15 protein-coding genes are annotated in these 16,710 nt (G+C 48.0%); 8 read left to right on the forward strand and 7 right to left on the reverse strand.

Annotation, left to right across the window (positions count from 1 at the left end):
- The 3 genes from F566_RS37295 to F566_RS0109170 form a co-directional block, all read left to right on the forward strand.
- A partial coding sequence (locus tag F566_RS37295; protein WP_033416032.1) for a hypothetical protein occupies nt 1-200 on the forward strand: 200 nt, incomplete at its 5' end.
- A gap of 422 nt (nt 201-622) precedes the next feature.
- Nucleotides 623-1,183, forward strand: a complete 561-nt coding sequence (locus F566_RS0109165) for a tetratricopeptide repeat protein (protein ID WP_020406689.1) — start codon at nt 623-625, stop codon at nt 1,181-1,183.
- A gap of 209 nt (nt 1,184-1,392) precedes the next feature.
- Nucleotides 1,393-2,256: a c-type cytochrome gene (locus tag F566_RS0109170; protein ID WP_020406690.1), complete on the forward strand. Its 864-nt coding sequence runs from the start codon at nt 1,393-1,395 to the stop codon at nt 2,254-2,256.
- Nucleotides 2,257-2,392: 136 nt separating this feature from the next.
- Here the strand turns inward: F566_RS0109170 and F566_RS0109175 are convergent, their stop codons facing one another.
- Nucleotides 2,393-2,968: a MarR family winged helix-turn-helix transcriptional regulator gene (locus F566_RS0109175; protein ID WP_020406691.1), complete on the reverse strand. Its 576-nt coding sequence runs from the start codon at nt 2,966-2,968 to the stop codon at nt 2,393-2,395.
- Nucleotides 2,969-3,096: 128 nt separating this feature from the next.
- Between F566_RS0109175 and F566_RS0109180 the strand changes: the two genes are divergently transcribed.
- The 4 genes from F566_RS0109180 (at nt 3,097) to F566_RS0109195 (ending at nt 10,543) form a co-directional block, all read left to right on the forward strand.
- Nucleotides 3,097-3,348 (forward strand): thioredoxin family protein, encoded by a 252-nt coding sequence (locus F566_RS0109180; RefSeq protein ID WP_020406692.1) that lies wholly within the window; start codon nt 3,097-3,099, stop codon nt 3,346-3,348.
- On the forward strand, nt 3,345-4,103 hold the full coding sequence (locus F566_RS0109185; protein WP_020406693.1) for a hypothetical protein: 759 nt from the start codon (nt 3,345-3,347) through the stop codon (nt 4,101-4,103). Before F566_RS0109180 ends, F566_RS0109185 begins: the two co-directional genes overlap by 4 nt.
- 1,012 nt (nt 4,104-5,115) lie before the next feature.
- Nucleotides 5,116-7,329, forward strand: a complete 2,214-nt coding sequence (locus tag F566_RS0109190) for a M4 family metallopeptidase (RefSeq protein ID WP_020406694.1) — start codon at nt 5,116-5,118, stop codon at nt 7,327-7,329.
- A gap of 565 nt (nt 7,330-7,894) precedes the next feature.
- Complete coding sequence (locus F566_RS0109195; RefSeq protein WP_020406695.1) at nt 7,895-10,543, forward strand: family 20 glycosylhydrolase; 2,649 nt, start codon at nt 7,895-7,897, stop codon at nt 10,541-10,543.
- A gap of 82 nt (nt 10,544-10,625) precedes the next feature.
- On the opposite strand, the gene F566_RS0109200 is transcribed toward F566_RS0109195, so the two are convergent.
- Nucleotides 10,626-11,963, reverse strand: coding sequence for a glucan 1,4-alpha-maltotetraohydrolase domain-containing protein (locus tag F566_RS0109200; protein ID WP_245555208.1), 1,338 nt, complete (start codon nt 11,961-11,963; stop codon nt 10,626-10,628).
- A gap of 295 nt (nt 11,964-12,258) precedes the next feature.
- Nucleotides 12,259-13,182, reverse strand: a complete 924-nt coding sequence (locus F566_RS0109205; RefSeq protein WP_026179876.1) for a DMT family transporter — start codon at nt 13,180-13,182, stop codon at nt 12,259-12,261.
- A gap of 140 nt (nt 13,183-13,322) precedes the next feature.
- Between F566_RS0109205 and F566_RS0109210 the strand changes: the two genes are divergently transcribed.
- Nucleotides 13,323-13,784, forward strand: a complete 462-nt coding sequence (locus F566_RS0109210; protein WP_020406698.1) for an Lrp/AsnC family transcriptional regulator — start codon at nt 13,323-13,325, stop codon at nt 13,782-13,784.
- Nucleotides 13,785-13,800: 16 nt separating this feature from the next.
- On the opposite strand, the gene F566_RS0109215 is transcribed toward F566_RS0109210, so the two are convergent.
- The 4 genes from F566_RS0109215 to F566_RS0109230 all read right to left on the reverse strand — a co-directional run bounded on the left by F566_RS0109215 (nt 13,801) and on the right by F566_RS0109230 (nt 16,621).
- Nucleotides 13,801-14,757, reverse strand: a complete 957-nt coding sequence (locus F566_RS0109215) for an alpha/beta hydrolase family protein (protein WP_083921041.1) — start codon at nt 14,755-14,757, stop codon at nt 13,801-13,803.
- Nucleotides 14,678-15,397 (reverse strand): HAD family hydrolase, encoded by a 720-nt coding sequence (locus F566_RS35340; protein ID WP_020406700.1) that lies wholly within the window; start codon nt 15,395-15,397, stop codon nt 14,678-14,680. Before F566_RS35340 ends, F566_RS0109215 begins: the two co-directional genes overlap by 80 nt.
- 22 nt (nt 15,398-15,419) lie before the next feature.
- Nucleotides 15,420-16,304: an AraC family transcriptional regulator gene (locus tag F566_RS0109225; RefSeq protein WP_026179877.1), complete on the reverse strand. Its 885-nt coding sequence runs from the start codon at nt 16,302-16,304 to the stop codon at nt 15,420-15,422.
- A 98-nt stretch (nt 16,305-16,402) separates the two neighbouring features.
- Nucleotides 16,403-16,621, reverse strand: a complete 219-nt coding sequence (locus F566_RS0109230; RefSeq protein ID WP_020406702.1) for a DUF3565 domain-containing protein — start codon at nt 16,619-16,621, stop codon at nt 16,403-16,405.
- Nucleotides 16,622-16,710: the final 89 nt, after the last annotated feature.

Consider the following 16,710-nt stretch of genomic DNA (forward strand, 5'->3'; position numbering starts at 1 on the left):
CTGCTGATGGCAAGGAAAGAGCTGCAGGTATAGGGGCAGTGAGCCCAGATGACGCCCCACAGGGGGGGAAGATCCAAAATGGCCGGAAAAACACTCTGAATATTCGGCCATATATCGTCGAGAGTTTGAATTACCTCAGAACCTTGGGGTTATTCAGACTCTCCCTAAGTAAGAGAAGTAAGGAAAACTTAGAAAAGTAGAAACAGACAGAACAGGACACCCGCAAACTAGTTGACGTTCCTCGACTGGCAGGGAAAGTGGCCCAACTGGAGCGAGCAGTGACCAGATTAGGGCAGCAATGGTGTTGGGGAAGGCCCATGGCGAGGAAGTTGTTCTTAGTCTAGCCCCGCAAAATTTCGACGCCACTTCCTATCACTGAAGTACGTGAAGCCGTTCTACGTTTGCATTATGGCTTAACCGGCCAGTGCCTGATGTATTGCCTATAATTTCCTTATAGATGATGACGTAAGAGTACTTTTTAATTCGATGGCAGCCAGATAAGAGTAGGCTTTACGCGGAAGTTGCATGGCCGTGCTGCTGTTCGCGTTCCTACATTCAACACTTTTAACATACACTCTGGGTAACAAAGGAAGAGCTCCAGATTTATAGGATACTTTGGACAATGAGTGTAAGAAAGAAAATGCTTGTGAATAGAATACTTAATTCGATGGTGCTTTTTTTTCTGATCGCAAGTTATGCGAGAGGAGATGAAATGCTGGCAAGTGCTGTGAATCACTATAATCATGGCGAGTATGTACAGGCCTACGATATTTTAAGCTCTACGGAAAGTCCTCTATCGCCTGAGGCCAACTATTTATTAGGCCAGATGTATATTTGGGGTCGGGGAGTTGTTAGAAACTCGGGCAAAGCGATGGAACACTTAACGCTGGCATCAAACGAGGGGCTTATCGAGGCTACAAAGCTGCTTGCAGGGAGATATTTATTTGGTATTGATGGAGTAAATATTAATAAAGCCCTTGGAACAAAAATGTATGAAGAAGTGGCGGAAAAAGGAGATGTTGATTTCCAATTGGACCTTGTACACATGTTCAGTCATGGTATTGGAACAGAACAAAGTTGTGTAAAAGCTAGATACTGGCTTGGGCGGCTCACTGCTAAAGGGTATGAGGATATTAAGTCGAAGCAGAAAGTGCTACTGGAGTCAGGGTGTAAGCTGGAGTAAAAACAGTCTTCAGTCTGGCTCACTGGCGGCCAAGGCATCTGGTCTCAGTGTTGAATAAAGGTCTGCATCCACACCTGCAACATTTCATCTTGTTTATTCACCTATACCCAAGCCATTATAGCTCTGCACAAGCCACTGCGGGTCCGTCCGGGTCCCTGCAGTAAAGCCTTGTGCTCAGGAAGTATAATGAAAGAATAATAGGATGAAGTATGAAGAAATCTTTTTTGTCGTTAATACTGGGAGTACTACTGGTAATACTGCATTCGGGGAGTTATGCCGCAGCCGAAAACGGTTTTACCATTCGCGCCGGGGATCAGACGGTGCATTGGACCAAAGAACAGTTATTGAGTCACCCTGCGAAACAACAGCTCACCATTCCCCTTCTGAATTATCCCAATCAAACCTTTCCCGTTGATGTTGTACCGGTTGCAGAGCTATTTCAGGAAATAGATCTGCCGGATTCCTCTGTGTTGATATTCACCTGTCTTGATGGATATTCCGGGGTGCTGGAAAAGACGTATCTGCTCAATGAAGATAAGGACGGTGCTCGTGCCTATCTGGCGATAGAGCCTGAAGACCACAAGTGGCCGCCGTTGCCGAAGGAGGCGAATACCACAAAGCAGAGTGCGGGGCCCTACTATCTTGTATGGACCAATCCGGAGAAATCGGGTATTCCTCCGGAATTCTGGCCCTATCAGCTAAGTTCTCTGGACGTGAAGGATGACCTTGCTGTTCTGTTTCCGGGAATCATGCCTGCCGATCACATTGCCCCCAATGATCCTGTGCGTAAAGGGTTCCAGGTGTTCAAGACCCGCTGTATGCATTGTCACCAGATCAACGGTCAGGGGGCTGCGAATTTGGGGCCAGACCTTAATCAGCCGATGAATCCTACGGAATATTTTAATGAAGCAGCGTTTAAGCGATTTATTGAAGATCCGACATCTGTACGTCAGTGGCCGGGAATGAAAATGCGGTGGGTGAAAGACAATATTTGGGAGGAAGGGGAGATCGACCATCTGGTTGCCTATTTAAAACATATGGCTGACCGAAAGTCTGGTAATGATGCGAGATAGGCAGGTTTTCTCAAACGCATTATCGGTGATCTCCGTCTGACTTTCCTGAGACTCTCATGTCTGGTTCTTGTCACTCAATTAACACACGACAAGTTCTGAGAGTCTCATTTCATGTCATCCTGGCGACTTCTTTTGATCACACTTCGCCTTCTGGCGCTTGATGCTCGCGACAGATCAATTCTACTTCGTAATCCGACAGGGCTGTCTTGACCAGATTGCAGTAGTAATCTCCCGTGTTTGTCCGGGTGTTGTAGCGACAAGTCTTACAGACGCCGAACGTCTTCATATTGTTGGCTTTGAGCAAGCTGAGAATTAACCTCGCCAAAGCTGCTGTGATGTCTTTCCGCTCGCTCCCGGTCAAGTCTTTACAGGCATTCAGGAACACCTCACTGGGTATGATCTCTTCCAGTAACTTTTGTCCTTGCTCGGTCAACACCAGGTGTGTTGATCGCCGGTCCTTCTCGTCGTTTTTTTTAACCAGTAACTCTTTCTTCTCTAACACCTTGAGGGTCTGAGAGACCGTCCCTTTGGTTTGTCCCAGATACTCTGTGACTGCCATAGGGGTGTCTGAAAATCGATTGCTGACTGAGAGATATCGCAATACTTCCAGTTGCACGGGTTGCAGCCCGTACTCCAACCCGGCTGTTCGGGAGTCCAGTCTTAGCAGTTCGCTCAATCTCTCGACATGACCATAAATAATGTTCGTATTCATGCCGGATATAGTATCGAGTAAAAACTATCTTGACAAGTCAAGAATATCGATGCAATCTGAATAAGGTATCGAGTCGAGACTATAAGATTGTGAATGAGATATTAATCAGAGTTGAAAGAGGTTATGTCATGAAAGAAGCCGTTTTTTATCACGCAGGGTGTGCTATCTGTAAAGAAGCGGAGTTGCAGCTGTTGGACGTATTGGATAAGCAGCTTGTAGCGTTGAGGGTTATCAATTTGGCAGAGTCGCCTTCGGAAATTGAACCAGCGGAAGAGCTGGGAGTTAAGTCTGTACCTGCACTGGTGTTAGATGGTGGTGTCTTCCATATCAACTATGGGGCGTCTGTAGATGATGTGAAAGCAAAGGGAGTATCAAAATGAGAAAACTTTCTCTATTGGTCTCATTGCCAGCATTGATCGCGGCAGGGGCATCGTTATCTAGTCTGTCATTTGCGCATGAGCATCATTCCAGTGGCATTCAGACTAAAAAAAGTGAGGCAATACTTGCTCCTTTTGACATCGTGCATACTCGAATTACCACCAATAAGAATGTTGCTACTTTTCATATGGCGGTGTCAGGCAAGGCGGGAGATCTGAAACCATCAGCTTCAGGGAAACTGGCTGGTAGTGAAGTATTTTCTTATGTCTGGCCAACATCACTTGATAGCTATGAGGTAGGGTTTGAGCACAATGCCGGAATATTGGCGCTGGCAGTAACCTCTCACCCTGACTTTGATGACACTCCGCTGTTTGATGAAAATGGTGATGGTGACACCGGAAACGACGGTAATCTTTGGCATAGCCATTGGGTGGTATTGCAGCCGAATGAGCAGTGTGGAAAAGGTGCATTGGGAGTTGTGGATATTCCCAAAGATGCCAAACCTCGCCTGCCGAAAACTTGGCCAGGGTTGCCTATCTTACTGGATAGCCCAGGTTGGAACCCGACGTTTAATACTGAAACGGTGGAAGTCAGGATTCCGTTTGATGATATTGGAGTCATCAATGAGGCCAGCTTTGATGGCGTAACCGCTGGACTGCGAGTGAATCAGAGCGTTCATGCACCTTTGCTTTGCGTCGTTGATGTCATGAAGGTTGCCTCGGGAAATCTCAGTCTACCGGGTAAAAGCAATCAGTAAACTTCGTCAGTCCATGATGCTGGAGAGGGGAGGTTGATATTCTTCCCCTCATGGCCATCGAGCCAAACTTGTTAGCAGCCTCAATCCAGGTATAAGACTTGAAAGTAACTTTTAAGTAAAGCGATTTTCAACTCTTTATAAAAATCGATTATAAGACATGTAGTATTACTTTGCTGTTCCAGGGTTGTTTACTTATCTGTGAATAGATAGATTTTATATGACAATATTGTCGCAATGTTCGTTAAATTACACTTTGTTTCTTTTTTAAGTAAAAACTATATTGTGTCTCGAAATATAGTGGCATGTTCCTTATGTTATAGGCAACTATATATTTTTAAAAGGATTTATAAATAACGTTATGAATATATAAGATATAATGTCTTATATTTTATAGCGGGTAATACCTATAAAGTTTTTTTATATTTGTCGACTCAGAACGTTGACGGCTGAATGTTTTCTAACCTAATCTTTTCTTCACTTGTTAGTTAAGTTATCAGGAAGCACAAGGAAAACTAAGTAATACAAAGTCGCTTTTACTGGTATCTAACAAAACAAGCTGGCGCAGTGGCGTCAGGTTGTGTGATTCAAGGGAGGACCCCTTTCATAAAACATATGAACGAATGATCACAACCTCCGCTCTGTGAGACAGGGATGGGCAAAGTTGTACTTGGACGTTTGGTTAAAAAGATAAGTTTGAGCTGCTTAATACAGTAATAAATCAGCTCAACGCGACAGGGATATTTGATAGTCAGATAACAAACGGGTTTTATAAAAGCCTTATAAAGACTTTTACAGGGATTGTGGAGTTTAGTTCGCCGTCAGCTTCACCGAATTTAGGTTAGATACAATAACCTGCAACAATTCCGCTTATCTCAGGCATTAAAAATATCCATCTCCTGAGAAGCAAATCTGTTTATTACTGGCAATTCGAGATTCCAGGCGAATTGTCTGATTTGCAAAATGTCAGTCTGCTCTTGCCCGGGTTAACACACCTACACCGGAGTTATTCAGCATGTCTGATCGACAAATAAAAAATAAAGTACTGATGTTGGGTCTTACGCTTGCTGCCGCCCATACCATGGCTGCGGAGCGAATCGATCTGCGTACGCATCAAGATACTATGTTCTCAATCTCAGGTGCGACAGCCACCACAATGAGCAACGAAGCCATTTTGGGGCTGTTCGGAGAAGATGGTATTGAGACCCTTTCCAAACGCACGGAAGCCAGCGGCCGTACCTATGAACGTTTGCAGCAAACCTATCAGGGACTGAAGGTTTTTGGTGAACATATCATTATGGTTCGGGACCAGAACGGTGAAGTTGTCCACATGAATGGAGGCCTGATACAGGGTGTCCAGGCGGATATGGATAATGGATTCGTACCTGGTGTACGCGCGACTATCTCTGATAAAAAAGCAATGGAAATTGCCAAGCAGAACAGTGGACTGGCCTTCTTCAGGTCGCCACAGTTTCAAAACGAATCCTCGGAGCTCATGATCTATTTCGACGAAGAAACAGATCAGGCTCGCCTGGCATATGTCATCAACTACTTCGTAGAGGCCGCCCAGGGAGCGCCCGAGCCGAAGCGTCCCTTCTTCATCATTGATGCTCACAGCGGTGAGATCATTAAGACCTGGGATGGCTTGACCACCAGAGACGCCACTGGTCCTGGCGGAAACGAGAAGACTGGGCGTTATGAATATGGCACTGACTATCCCGCATTTGAGGTAGATGATGCCTGTCGGATGACGACGGCCAATGTGGAAACCATCAACCTGAATCACGGGACCTCCGGTGGAAGCATCCATCAGTTCACCTGCCCCAGAAATACTGTTAAAGAAATCAATGGTGCGTATTCTCCCCTGAATGACGCGCACTTCTTCGGTATTGAAGTGTTCAAGATGTACAATGAGTGGTTCAACACGGCACCATTGAATACCAAGTTAAAGTTACGGGTTCATTACAGCAACGGATATGAAAATGCCTTCTGGGATGGCAGTCAGATGACGTTCGGTGATGGCGCCAGCTACTTCTATCCTCTGGTGGATATCAACGTGGTGTCCCATGAGGTGTCTCACGGCTTTACGCAATTCAACTCGGATCTGGTTTATGAAAGACAGCCGGGCGGGATCAACGAAGCTTTCTCTGATATGGCTGGTGAAGCCGCGGAATTCTTTATGAGTGGTGAGAACGACTTCTACGTCGGCGCTGCGATCATGAAGAACGGCGACGGTCTGCGCTATATGGATGATCCTACCCGAGACGGTCGTTCCATTGGACATGCCGACGACTATTACGATGGTCTGGATGTGCACTACAGCAGCGGTGTCTACAACAAGGCGTTCTATCTCCTGGCGACTTCCAGTGGATGGGATACCAAGATGGCATTTGAAGTGTTTGTTCGTGCGAACCAGACTTACTGGACGCCAAACACTGATTTCAATGATGGTGCCTGTGGTGCAGAAAATTCTGCTGAAGACCTGGGTTATTCAAAAGATGACGTGACTGCGGCATTCACTGAAGTTGGTGTCAGCTGTGATGGAACACCTCCGGATGACCAGGTTATCCAGATGGAGAAAGGAACACCGATCGCTGACATCAGTGGTGGCCAAGGTTCCCAGAAATTCTACTCTCTGGAAGTGCCCGAAGGTGCGACTAACCTGAAATTCAATATCAGCGGTGGCTCTGGCGATGCTGATATGTATGTCAGGAAGGGAGCTAAGCCTAGCACCAGCACCTACGATTGCCGCCCATATGAAAACGGTAACGATGAAGAGTGTGGCTATGAAACTCCTGAAGCAGACACCTACTACGTCATGATTCGTGGTTATAGCAGCTACTCTGGTGTATCCCTGGTTGCTGACTATGAGGGTGATGATCCTGGCACAGGTGAGTTTGAGAATACCGACAACTACGATATCCCTGACTACAACTCCACTGGCGTCAGCAGCCCGATCGAAGTGAAAGGTGTGGGTTCTTCCTCCTCTGTTAAAGTCACGGTCGATATTGTTCATACCTATGTAGGTGATCTGATCGTCGAACTGATCGATGCCAGCGGTAACAGCTACATGCTGCATAACCGTGCTGGCGGCAGCTCTGACGACATCCACAAAACCTATACTGTTGATCTGGATGGTGGCTCAGTTGACGGCACCTGGCAGTTGAGAGTGAAAGATCGCGCATGGCGTGATGTGGGTTACATTGATGCATGGAAGTTGTCTTTCTAATCATCTGACCAACGCCGGGAGATTATCACCCGGCATCTGATACAGGCCCGGAGACATTCGTCTCCGGGTTCTTCCGGAACTCTCTCCTCTTTCAATGCTTTCTCATTCGCTCACTGCACTTTCGTTCACTTAAAGAAACATCACTTCCTGCCAAAAGGGATAATACCAAGTCACTACCTGTCATGGGTTTCTTGAGCCCTTACCGCCATTAATAACCAAAAAAATACCAAATTATCGGGCAATACGAAAAAGTGTTGTCTTAAAGGTATTCTATTGGTATGTTAAAAATGAATTGGTTGTTAGTTATAGGTATTGCCTGGGTTCATAGAGATGGCCCGTCACTGGATAACAAGAAAGAAAAAAACCGAGATGCAAACGTAACAACCAGCGTTCTCATACCAGCCTGTCGATGAGGCAGGGTCTGGCGGCAGGATAAGGACTGGCGAAAGGAGAGAGCGTTGGCTTTATGGCCAGCTAGTTGTGCAGTCATGTTGGCACCGAATTTATAACAAGAAAGGTGTAAGACGAACGCCTTCCAAGGCACAACAAAAAGGAGAACCTTCCGATGATTGACTGGAAAGAAACCACCCGTCCAAAACGTCTTTTGCTTTGCCTGGCAATAATGGGGCTGTCCCAGTCTCAATTTGCTGCAGCAAGTTCAACTCCCTCCCAGTTTTCAGATCAAACAGAAAGCCCCGCTGCTGTCGCTTCCAGGCAGCAGATTTCAGACCTGGGGGTGACCTGGCAGGTCGTTGATAACCTCCAGGACAGCTACAATAGTTTTCTGGCCGATCTCACGATTCATAATCGTAGTGATCAATTCCTGGCCGCAAAAGACTGGACGATTCATTTCAACTTTGTGCGCGATATTCTGGCGGTAACTCCGGCAGATCAGTTCAATATTGAGCATGTTAACGGTGACTTTTTCAAAATGACACCTGCTGCCGGGTTTGCCGGACTGAATCCAGGTGAATCAGTCACGGTTCGACTGAAGGCCAGCTTCTGGGCGATCAGCAAATCGGATGCACCGGCAGGTTTCTATATTGTTCATCAGGGACAGGAGCCAATGGCCATCACCGACGTGACTCTTGGTGCGCAAACTACTCTGGAACAAACCAGCCGCTTTGATGGTGATGTATTGCCTTTGGATACGGCACAGGTACGCTTTGAGCGCAATCGGCAGTATTTAGCGGGGGTCACAGCTTCCGATCATGGAACGATTCTTCCAACGCCAGCAAGTATGACGGTCAATGAGTCTGAGCCTCTGATCATTAGTGGTCCGGTTAATTTATATTTTGATCAGCGATTTGCTCAGGAAGGGGATTATTTAAAGCGCCAGCTTGAGTCTCTGGGAATACCAGTCAACCTGGTATCAGCTTGTGAGGAAGCGGCCAATGGGATTTGTCTGCAAGGAAGTTATGGCAGTAACCATATGCCGGAGAGCGAAGCATACCAACTGGCGAGTTCTGCATCAGAGGGAGTTCAGATTTCGGCCCATTCCCCTGCGGGAATGTTCTATGGTGTGCAGTCTCTGTTAGCGTTGGTTCCATTGGACGCCTATCAGGGTAGCGGCTTGCCGGTGAAGCTGCCTGCTGTTCAGATTGAAGATGCTCCGCGTTTTGCCTACCGGGGAATGCACCTTGATGTGGCACGGCATTTCAGTCAGATCGAGAGTGTAAAACGACTGATCGATGTCATGGCGTTATATAAGCTGAATAAACTGCATCTTCATTTGTCAGACGATGAAGGCTGGCGTTTGGAAATTCCCAGCTTGCCTGAGTTGACAGAAGTGGGTGCCAGTCGTGGTCATACAGACACTGAGCTGGATCATCTGGTGCCGTCATTTGGGTCAGGTCCATTTGCAGACAGCAATAATGGTTCCGGTTACTTTTCTCGTGAGGAGTTTATAGGGCTGCTGAAATATGCCGCTAATCGCCACATCGAGATTGTGCCGGAATTTGACCTGCCCGGACATGCCCGTGCCGCAATCAAGTCTATGGAGGCGCGAGCAAAACGACTGGCGGATGCCGGTCAGCCACATCAGGGCAAGTACTTCCTGCTCAGCGATCCTGATGACCAGTCTCAGTACAAATCAGTTCAGGGTTGGACTGACAATGTGATAAACCCCTGTTTGCCCTCTACCTACTTCTTTATTAATCAGGTCGTGGGAGAAGTATTCAACATGTATCAGCAGGCAGGACTGCGTATGCCGTCTTTCCATGTCGGGGCGGATGAAGTACCTGCCGGTGTATGGAAAAACTCCGCAGCCTGTTCCCGTATGTTTGGAAAAGATGAGCTGACGGCTGATGATGTTGAGATGCTGAATCGTTTCTTCAACTCCACGGCAACCGGAATCGTCGCGGCATACGGTACCAAGATTGCCGGCTGGGAGGAGCTTGCGTTTATTCATGAGGATGGGGGCAAAGAGGTCAATCCAAACTTTGTTGGTGGAATCATGGTGCCCTATGTCTGGAATAACGTCTGGGGTTGGGGGACAGAAGATAACGCCTATAAACTGGCTAATGCTGGTTACCCGGTGGTTTTGGCCAATGCAACCAATCTCTATTTTGATCTGGCCTACCAGAAAGACCCGGAAGAACCTGGCTATTATTGGGCTGGCTTTGTTGATACCAGGACGGTATTCGAATTCACGCCGATGGATGTATTCAAGTCTGCCTGGACGGATCGAATGGGCAACCCCCTGAATGACGCCATGTGGGCGGGGCATACCCGATTGTCTCCTGACCGTGCGGATTTGATCACGGGTATTCAGGGTGAGCTTTGGAGTGAAAACGTGAAAACCGAAGCTGATCTCTATTATCTGGCGTTGCCTAAAATGCTGGGGTTGGCCGAAAGGGCCTGGGCGCCTCAACCTGCCTGGGCGACAGTGGAAGATCAAGAGCAGCGGCTGCAAGGACTGGATTTGGCCTGGAGTGACTTCGCATCCCGCCTGGGGGCATACGATCTTAAACGCCTTGATTACTGGAATGAAGGTTATGGATACCGGATTCCGTTACCCGGAGCGAAACTTGAGGACGGTACTCTGGAAGCGAATGTTGCATTTCCTGGCCTTGAGATACGCTACACCTTGGATGGCTCTGAGCCTACCGTAGACTCCATGCTGTACACGGCACCAGTGGCTGCCAGCGGCTCCGTCAAACTGAAGGCTTTCACGTCATCTGGACGTGGTAGCAGAACGGTTCAGATTCACTAATCAAGCCCTGAAACTAAAACGCCGACCCATAGTGGTCGGCGTTTTTTCATCCGGGTATTTTGTTAGCCGCGGAACCTGATGCTCAGATTTCTTTCCAGACCCGGATTCCTCCGTTGTCTTCATTAACGATCAAAGAAAAGCTACCTGAGGTTACTTCATTAGGATTACCCAGGTTAGAGTTCAGAGCGAAAACCACTTTTTTATCTGTCCCTGTTGTTACGCCCGCTAAACCGGAAACACCGTCTTTAAAGCTGATATTGCTCCAGGCCAGTATGCCGGCGTCCTTGCGGATGCTGATCAGGTTTTTGATGAAATCCCGCATTCCCCAATCGTACATATGAGGCCAATAGACCGTAGGAGTGCCTGGAGACAGCAGGATGTAGGCGTAGGCCATCTTGCGTTTCCAGTCAGGCAGACTCCAGTGATGTTGTCCGCCCAACGGGCCAGGAGAATACCCGGTGTCATGGTTATCCACGAAGGTGACTGCCACTTCGCGCCATTGGGTCGAGGGGTTGGCGTTCAGGCCATAACGCCATTCGGAAATGCCAGCATTCTGCATTCTTTCCTTGAGGGCGAAATCGAAGACTGAACAATTTGAACTGTTGGTAAAGTCCTTCAGGATTTCCTGCCAGCTGGCGTTATGACGCCAGTCGTTGGAAGGATACTCCGCTGGACCTTTCCAGAGTTCGCCGACACAGTATCCTTGGTCAAATGTGTTCTGCATCCAGGAATCGATTCTGTCGGGATTGTAGCCTCTGACGAAATCAAATCTGTAGCCACCGGCACTATAGTGATTTTTGAGGTTGCTCAGTTCATCCTTAAAGCGCTGGTAGATCGTGGCGTCAGCCGTATTCAGGTCTGAACCGCCATCGATAAAGGGGTCGCCGTCATCGCAACCGAAACAATCATTGCGGTAATGCCCTTGTCCAGCTGGGTAATCGAACCCATCTCCGGAAATCCCGCGATTATGGTGATTGGGGACAATATCGTAAATGACCTTGACGCCTTTGCTGCTCAATGCGGATGCAGCCTGCTTCAGTTGATAGTCATTGCCGTAACGTCCGTTTTTATCGAAGTCTGTCCAGAAGTAGCCTTCGCCACCAAAGGTGACGCCGTTACCTGCATCGTAGGAAGACTGATCACGCCAGGGGACTGGCATCCAGATGGCCGTGAAGCCATCATCTTTGATTTGCTGGGCCTGATCCTTAAGGATGTTGTACCAGTTATATTCTGCAGTTCGTACCACATTCCAGTGGAATCCCTGGAGGATAATTTCGTCCCCGCCATGGAAGCGGACGCCGCCTCCACTTTTTCCGGAGACGTCTGCAGATGCGAAGGGGGCGGTGAATACTAAGCTGGCTGAGACAACCAGGGAGAATTTGGTTCTTTTTAATATGGGAAGCATTTTTATTATGTTCATGTTAGAGAATTTTTTATTTGTCGGTTTACCGATTTTTATGGCCTCTACAACTACCAGGACCCACTTTAAATAGAGCGGTTACGCTTGCACATCCTCCAGTGGAGGGGAGGCTGAGGGGGAGATAGGGTGATTAGGATGGCCGGACTATGGCAAATGGATGGAGGTGTCATCTTTTAGTAAGACACTACTTGGTAAGAATCTGTGCCGATATGGTGAAAAGTTTGTCTGTGGTTAACAAGGCCCGGCCAAATTCCCGAGCCTCTGTTGAAGGAAACAGATCTTTTTCGGGGGCACCTCAGGAATCTGCCAGTACCCCAGTGGTGGTTTTACGCAGTCTGAAAAGCCCAAGGGATGTCAGAAGCCCCAGTATAACAAAAGATACGCCTGCGTATTCAGCATAACTTGGGGGCTCATTCAAAATCCAGTCTCCGAATAATACCGCCAGTCCCGGTGCCAGTGAAACAAACACCGCGGCTTGTGCTGCTCCCAGTATGGAGATGGATTTAGTGTAACAAACCAGGGCTAGCGCAGCGGCCAATACCCCTTGGAACACTCCCTGTGTTATCAGCTCCTGCCAACTGGCTTCGAGTATTTGGGGATCGCCAAAGGCCAGATACCCCGGGACATAAAATACCATGGACAGCACAGAGACAATGGCTGCCCCCATGACTGGTGAAACATTGAATCTCTTGCTGTTGAGCGTGTAGGAAGCCCAAAGAAAACCGGATACGACAAAGAGTAGATCCCCCATCCAGGCGTCAGCCAAAGATTCAGAAGACGTGGTGATACTGCGATAACCGATACTCAATATACCCAGCAAAATCAGGGTAAAACCTGCCCATCGGTGGCGGGTCGGGCGGTCGCCGAGCAGAAGGATACTGCCTAAAGTCGAAAACAGGAATGTGCCCCCAGAGATAATGACGCCGCCATGGCTGGCAGGGGCGAGAGTCAAACCACCTACGCTGATGAGTACATAAGGAGCCCCGGCGCCTGTCGTCAGTATCAATGCCTGTTTCCAGCTCAGGCCACCGAGTCCGAGCTTTATCACCCACGGTAGAAATATCACTCCGGCAACGGCAAAGCGAATGGCCGCCACATCATAAGCCGTCAAAGTCTGTTGCACCCCAAGCCGGGAGACAACTGGCCAGATTCCCCATATTAAGGCGGCCAGAACTCCCATGGCAATACCTTGCCCAATGCGGGCTCTTTCGTCCGTCACAACTCACCTACCGTTATCTTAGACATCTACTCCAAAGGGGGATATTGTAAAAGTGGGAGTGTGACCTATATATGCAAACTGGTGCACCCAACTGCATAAATTCACTTCATTTTTCAAATAGACGCACTTATGAGGCGAATATGAGTGTATTGGATTCGTTTGACGTCGCGTTGCTAAGGGCATTGCAGGAAAACTGTCAGCAGACCTCACAACAGTTGGCTGAACAGATTGGTCTGTCTCCAACGGCAGTGCAAAGAAGGATAAAAAAGCTCAGAGAGCAGGGTGTCATCCAAAAAGAAGTGGCGATTCTCAATACCCAGATGCTGGGAAACAGGATGACAGTGATCATTCAGGTGATTCTCGAAAAAGGTGGGCCGCAAGTCGTCGATGCATTCAAGCGGCGCATGCGAAAATTTCGCGAAGTGCAGCAATGTTATTACGTCGCTGGAGAGTATGACTTTGTTTTGGTGGTAAATGTGGGCAACATTACCGAGTACGACATACTGACCCGAAAACTGTTTCCGGAGGATCTGAAGATCAGTAAGTTTTATACCATTATTGCCATTGAGGCAGTAAAGGCAGATTTGAGTCTGCCTATATAAAGATTGGGAAACGGAATTATTGTTTCTTGAGGCTTTTATCGTCGACTGCTTTCAGTAGGACACGCACGACCGCTGGCGAGGTGAAAATGTCATGCCCGCCATCCACCAATTTAAGTTCTGGGTGTTTGCCTGTTGTTTGTAATGCTTCAAAGTATTGCCGGGTAAGGGCGGGTGGTGCAACGACATCACTCTCTCCGGCAATCAGGGTGATTTTCGTATTTACGGGTACCTTATCCACATGATCTATCGGGGACTCTGTTTGCAGGTTTCCTTCAAAAATAGGCTTTTGGGTCAGTTTGTACATGCCACGGCGCCATTGATTGATGTCGCAGGGACACGACACTATCACGGCGTGATCCACAAGTTCTGGATAACGGGCAATCAGGTTTCCTGTAATGGCAGCCCCTCCGGAGTGTCCTGCAAGAATGGTGTGACTGGCCTGGTGAACAGACTTCAGTTTTTGGATCGCTTTTGCGATCTGGTCTACACGGGGCTGATCGTAGTTGTCACCAACGGCATTCCCTTTGACTCCATCGGAAGTACGCCCTTCAGGATCTGAGTAGCCGGGCCGGAGCATTCCGACGGCAATGAGATTTTTGCTGTTTGAGGCGATAGTCTGAGCCAGCCGATATTGATAATCGGGTGGATGTAAGGGAGCATCGCCATGCAGCACAATCATTAAAGTAGGATGAGCTGACTGGTCGGGGCTTGGAAAGGTTTTGACTTTGGTGCAGGCTGCTGCTGCCCATACTTCATTGTTAATGTCATCGCACTGGCCATAAGCGACCGGCGTTAACAGTAGCAAAATGAAAATACTGAAGATATGCCTGAGCAAAGTTGCACTCCCTTTCCTGGAAATAACTGAGCGTCTGATCGTACACCCTATCGGGTGTTCATGACGGTTGAACTGAGCGGCCGAAAACCTCCACAGCATCCCGGAAGGCCAATAAGTCTGAAAAGGTGGCCAGGGCATCCGGATGCTCCTGTCCGCCAACCAGAATACAATCAATGTTCGCTGCTCTGGCACCTCCCAGGTCACGCCTGACAGAGTCACCGATCATTAATGCATCTTTCGGGTGGACTGCCAGTTCCTCAAGCACAGCCATAAAGGGACGGGGCGAAGGTTTGACGCAACCGTGGTCAGAAGAAAAGGACAGTGCGCCAAATAGGTCTTCGATTCCCTGTTGTCGAAAAGTTTCTCTCCAGGCAATGCTGGGAGACCAGATATCTACCACAGCCGCCAGTCTGAAATGTTTGGCCAGCTGATGCAGGGCTTCAACAAATTCCGCTGGAATGATTCCCTGCTCATGATAAGAAAAGGTCGCAATCAGGCGATCAACTTCGCTTGAGTCCATTGGTATATCCAGCGTTTCCAGAAAAGCTGTTTCAACGCTGGGGAAGCAATGCCGGTAGGCTTCATCGGGATATCGCTTTGCCAGATAATCAAAGGCCTGTGTCATGACCTGATGAAGTTCGTGTTTATCCAGCTTGCCGCCAATAGAATGGTAGTAGACGGAATAGTCTTCATTTTCGCCAAAACGGTCTTCGCCGAACATAAACGTACTGTTCATATCCAGCAGTAGTGCATTCTTGCCGTCGAGAACTTTTTGCATAGGTCGCTGTTACTCTGTTTTCTCACTGGAGAGGTAAATAGATGTCAGTGATCATCTCATGTTCAGGAACCTCTGGAAAGAAGCTGACTCTGTGAAAAAACAAGGGAAAATCTCTGACCTGATAATCGCTCCGGGGTAGCCATTTTGAGTAGAGGTATTCAACTTTACGTCCGAGTTGATCGTCTGATCCAGTGTGGCGAACTCTGGCGCAAAGGCCAGGGGGAATTGTTTTGCTTAGGATTCCGAGATCGTTGGCGGGTAATGGCCCCTGAATAGAAACGCAAAGATCAAAGCGGAAATCCTCATCTGCGACTTGCTCAGGGTTATCATAAACAAGATTGTATGTGTCGCTGACTTTGGGCGATAGGTTGTGCTCCCGACGCCACTGGATAAAGTGTCTGATGGTGTCTCCCAAAAGATGGGGGCTACCCCGATGCTCCAGCACGGCAACAGATGTTTCGGGGAACTCAATGACGTCTATTTGTATATTCTGTTCGTTGTCTAACTCGAGCATATCGATACCTGTTGTCAGATTGGTGTGTTGTTTAAACTGAAGCCAGCTATTCCAGAGTGGCTTTTCCCGAAATTCAGACGGTGTCTGACCGAGTGTTTTCTTGAAGGCGCGGGTGAATGATTCTGCATTTTCGTAGCCACTTTCCAATGCAATATCAGTAATCGACAGATGCTCCCGGAAAGCCAGTTGGTAGGAAGCCCGCTTTAGTTTCTTCATCTGGATATACCTGAAGACACTGATTCCGAATATGGCTGAAAACTGGCGGTGAAAGTGAAACTTCGAGAAGGCCGCGACCTCGCATAAATCCACTAGCTGGATGTCCTGAAACAATTGCTGGTCGATGTAATCGAGTACTTTCCGAAACCGATTGATATATTGTTTATTGATCGTCATGAATAAGCCTCCCATGGGGTTATCACTCTAACGCCCGGAGTTATTTCCCGCCTGACAAGTATTGCTGAAATGCGATGGTTCTATTTAGAGATCATCATTTAAAGAGCATTCGGCTTGTTATCCGCTGGTGCACCTGTATCACATTTGCGACACTCAAGAATATGTCCCAGCATAGATCTGCGACCTTCCCCGGAAATCACCCAGGGACGATTGATCCAGGGCGGCTGATGACGGACATGCTGAAAATGGCCGCACGCAAGCTCCGCGACCCAATGTTGTTCATCATCCTGGTGAAAACCGGTAATCTTCTGCTGCATCTATCTACCTTGGTTTATCATTATTGCCCAGTATATAAGGCATTTTGTCAGCCAAGAAAGTCTGCAAAGGGTTGATGAAAATCAGAGAC

Origin of the sequence: Hahella ganghwensis DSM 17046 (genome assembly GCF_000376785.1) — a bacterium.
Classification (GTDB): Bacteria; Pseudomonadota; Gammaproteobacteria; order Pseudomonadales; family Oleiphilaceae; genus Hahella; species Hahella ganghwensis.

What these genes read in the sequence shown, in the direction of transcription:
- F566_RS0109165 (WP_020406689.1), top strand. Translation starts at nt 623, where the DNA reads ATGAGTGTAAGAAAGAAAATGCTTGTGAATAGAATACTTAATTCGATG.
- F566_RS0109170 (WP_020406690.1), top strand. Translation starts at nt 1,393, where the DNA reads ATGAAGAAATCTTTTTTGTCGTTAATACTGGGAGTACTACTGGTAATA.
- F566_RS0109175 (WP_020406691.1), bottom strand. Translation starts at nt 2,968, where the DNA reads ATGAATACGAACATTATTTATGGTCATGTCGAGAGATTGAGCGAACTG.
- F566_RS0109180 (WP_020406692.1), top strand. Translation starts at nt 3,097, where the DNA reads ATGAAAGAAGCCGTTTTTTATCACGCAGGGTGTGCTATCTGTAAAGAA.
- F566_RS0109185 (WP_020406693.1), top strand. Translation starts at nt 3,345, where the DNA reads ATGAGAAAACTTTCTCTATTGGTCTCATTGCCAGCATTGATCGCGGCA.
- F566_RS0109190 (WP_020406694.1), top strand. Translation starts at nt 5,116, where the DNA reads ATGTCTGATCGACAAATAAAAAATAAAGTACTGATGTTGGGTCTTACG.
- F566_RS0109195 (WP_020406695.1), top strand. Translation starts at nt 7,895, where the DNA reads ATGATTGACTGGAAAGAAACCACCCGTCCAAAACGTCTTTTGCTTTGC.
- F566_RS0109200 (WP_245555208.1), bottom strand. Translation starts at nt 11,963, where the DNA reads ATGAACATAATAAAAATGCTTCCCATATTAAAAAGAACCAAATTCTCC.
- F566_RS0109210 (WP_020406698.1), top strand. Translation starts at nt 13,323, where the DNA reads ATGAGTGTATTGGATTCGTTTGACGTCGCGTTGCTAAGGGCATTGCAG.
- F566_RS0109215 (WP_083921041.1), bottom strand. Translation starts at nt 14,757, where the DNA reads ATGCCCTGGCCACCTTTTCAGACTTATTGGCCTTCCGGGATGCTGTGG.
- F566_RS35340 (WP_020406700.1), bottom strand. Translation starts at nt 15,397, where the DNA reads ATGCAAAAAGTTCTCGACGGCAAGAATGCACTACTGCTGGATATGAAC.
- F566_RS0109225 (WP_026179877.1), bottom strand. Translation starts at nt 16,304, where the DNA reads ATGACGATCAATAAACAATATATCAATCGGTTTCGGAAAGTACTCGAT.
- F566_RS0109230 (WP_020406702.1), bottom strand. Translation starts at nt 16,621, where the DNA reads ATGCAGCAGAAGATTACCGGTTTTCACCAGGATGATGAACAACATTGG.